The organism is Chloroflexota bacterium (assembly GCA_015478725.1).
GTDB lineage: Bacteria > Chloroflexota > Limnocylindria > Limnocylindrales > CSP1-4 > C-114.
The window spans coordinates 1-1,761 of record JADMIG010000089.1 but is presented as its reverse complement, the minus strand read 5'-3'; the positions used below and the strand labels follow the sequence as shown (position 1 = coordinate 1,761).

The 1,761-nt window shown below is 55.0% G+C and carries 3 protein-coding genes; all 3 read right to left on the bottom strand.

The window, feature by feature from the left end; genetic code table 11:
- Positions 1–155: 155 nt before the first annotated feature.
- From IVW53_15875 to IVW53_15865, 3 genes are read right to left on the bottom strand one after another with little or no spacing between them, the layout of a single operon-like run.
- On the bottom strand, positions 156–374 hold the full coding sequence (locus IVW53_15875) for a hypothetical protein (protein MBF6607042.1): 219 nt from the start codon (positions 372–374) through the stop codon (positions 156–158).
- Positions 371–607 carry a hypothetical protein gene (locus tag IVW53_15870; protein ID MBF6607041.1) on the bottom strand — a complete coding sequence of 79 codons (237 nt, stop codon included), beginning with the start codon at positions 605–607 and terminating at the stop codon, positions 371–373. The genes IVW53_15875 and IVW53_15870 overlap by 4 nt, the downstream gene beginning before the upstream one ends.
- 21 nt (positions 608–628) lie before the next feature.
- Positions 629–1,042, bottom strand: coding sequence for a hypothetical protein (locus IVW53_15865; protein ID MBF6607040.1), 414 nt, complete (start codon positions 1,040–1,042; stop codon positions 629–631).
- Positions 1,043–1,761: the final 719 nt, after the last annotated feature.

The window sequence follows — 1,761 nt, the reverse complement described above, 5'->3', positions numbered from 1 at the left end:
AGCGATCTCGCCGCCGCCGTGATGGTTCAAAGTAGCAGCGACAGAGCCAGGTGTTCGATTCAGGTTCGCGTCGCCATTGCTTGCCACAACAGTGGAAGCAGGGCGGTAGGGCGTCGAGATGCGCGGGCCACTGCAAGAATAGCACTGTGGTGGTGTCAGGCATTGCTTCCCTCGCTTTTCTGTGCTGTCTGTTGTAGCCGCTCTTCGATGCCTTGCGCCGCCCGCTCTGCCTTTGCACGGTTTTTGAAGCCATACCCTGTGGGAGCAAGGATATCGGCATACGGGACCAGGCGGCCATTGGTTTTGCGGCAAATCCACCAGAGTTCCACGCCGTGCAGCGTCAGCTTCTTGGTGCCGAAGTGTCCCTCGTTCATGATGATGCCTCATCGGCTTTCTTCGATGGTGTTGGAGGGATATTGACGATGATCTTGCCGCACACCGGGCACTGCTCGCCTTCGTCAGCGTTGGCTTCAAAGAGCGCGTCTTCGTTGGCTCGGTCTGCTTCTGCGCACTCGACTGAGCAATAGGCAACGCTGTTGGAGCCGTCGTAGACTGGCCCTTGCAGTGCAAAGGTTTCTGGGTAAACAAACCATGCCATGCGTGGCATATGTTCCTGCCTCCTCTCCATTTAATAGGGATCAATGCCGATTTCCAAACAAGCATGAATCCATTGGTCTAGATCGCCCACCGTGCGAGCCACCTTGATCTGCGTGCGCAGCCTCGCGAAATACGCCCGCCCTTCTTCGTCTACGTAGGGGTTGCATCCCCACATCGGCGCATCGATGTAATATTCGCCGTAGTCACGCACGCGCTCAATCTCAGCAGGCGTGAGCTTACGCCGTCGCTCAAAGAACGCCAGCATCACACGAGGAAGCTCTCCGCTGGCATCGTCCTGCCAGCGTAACGGGCCACCTAGCGGTGGGCGATAGACGCGTGGCATCGTTGTTGGCGACGTTGTCTCTGCGCGGGATCGCAGGATCAAAGCTTCTTGCAGACCCAGGGCTGCGCTGTCTTCGTCGCTACTATAGTTTGGTTCTTCCATGGTTGGCACTCCCTTTGAATTCTGATGCTGTTATAAGCCTTTGCTACGGGTATACGTTGTTTGCCCGCATGGACACGCAAAGGTTATGGTGCGCGTTGTTTCCCCTGTCTTCTGCACAGGTTTTTTGCAAGCGTCACATTTGATGTTGTGCTCATTGCCCATCGTCTAGCTCGCTTCCTTTGTGAATACTACGGCTCCTCACTTCGCCCGAAAAACAATGTGTACACGAGGAGAGCGCAAAGGCAACCAAGCCCAATAGCGATCCCCAGCGAAGGCCCCAGGAAGATGATGCAGAGCACGCCGGCAACCAAGACCCATAGAAAATTCCATGCTACGATGCGCATATCCTCGTGACCTCCTTGAAACCGTATTATGGTTACTTTGCTAAGCAAACTGCCATATGATCGCAGTTCATCACGTTGTATTTCTGTCCGTTCCAGGCGACCAGGTCATAACCAGTGACGATGTTGGGCTGCTCTGTGCGCTCTAGGAGTACAATGTAACCGCGAAACGCAGTACCATCGATGAGCGGTACGGGTGCCATGGGTACGACGCTGTTCAGTGTCCACCCGTCGTCTCTGCTGGCTAGCGATATGTGCGCTGCTTCCATTGAGAAAGCGAAGTCGGTCATGGCTGACCTCCCTGGGGAATCGAAGCGTTTTCCTTCGATTCCTCGTTCGAGATCGAAATCTCTTTTCGATTCTCTTCGAGGAGCTGCA

Bases quoted from the DNA above. Each gene is read 5' to 3' on its own strand.
- IVW53_15870 (MBF6607041.1), bottom strand. From the start codon at position 607: ATGCCACGCATGGCATGGTTTGTTTACCCAGAAACCTTTGCACTGCAA.
- IVW53_15865 (MBF6607040.1), bottom strand. From the start codon at position 1,042: ATGGAAGAACCAAACTATAGTAGCGACGAAGACAGCGCAGCCCTGGGT.
- IVW53_15875 (MBF6607042.1), bottom strand. From the start codon at position 374: ATGAACGAGGGACACTTCGGCACCAAGAAGCTGACGCTGCACGGCGTG.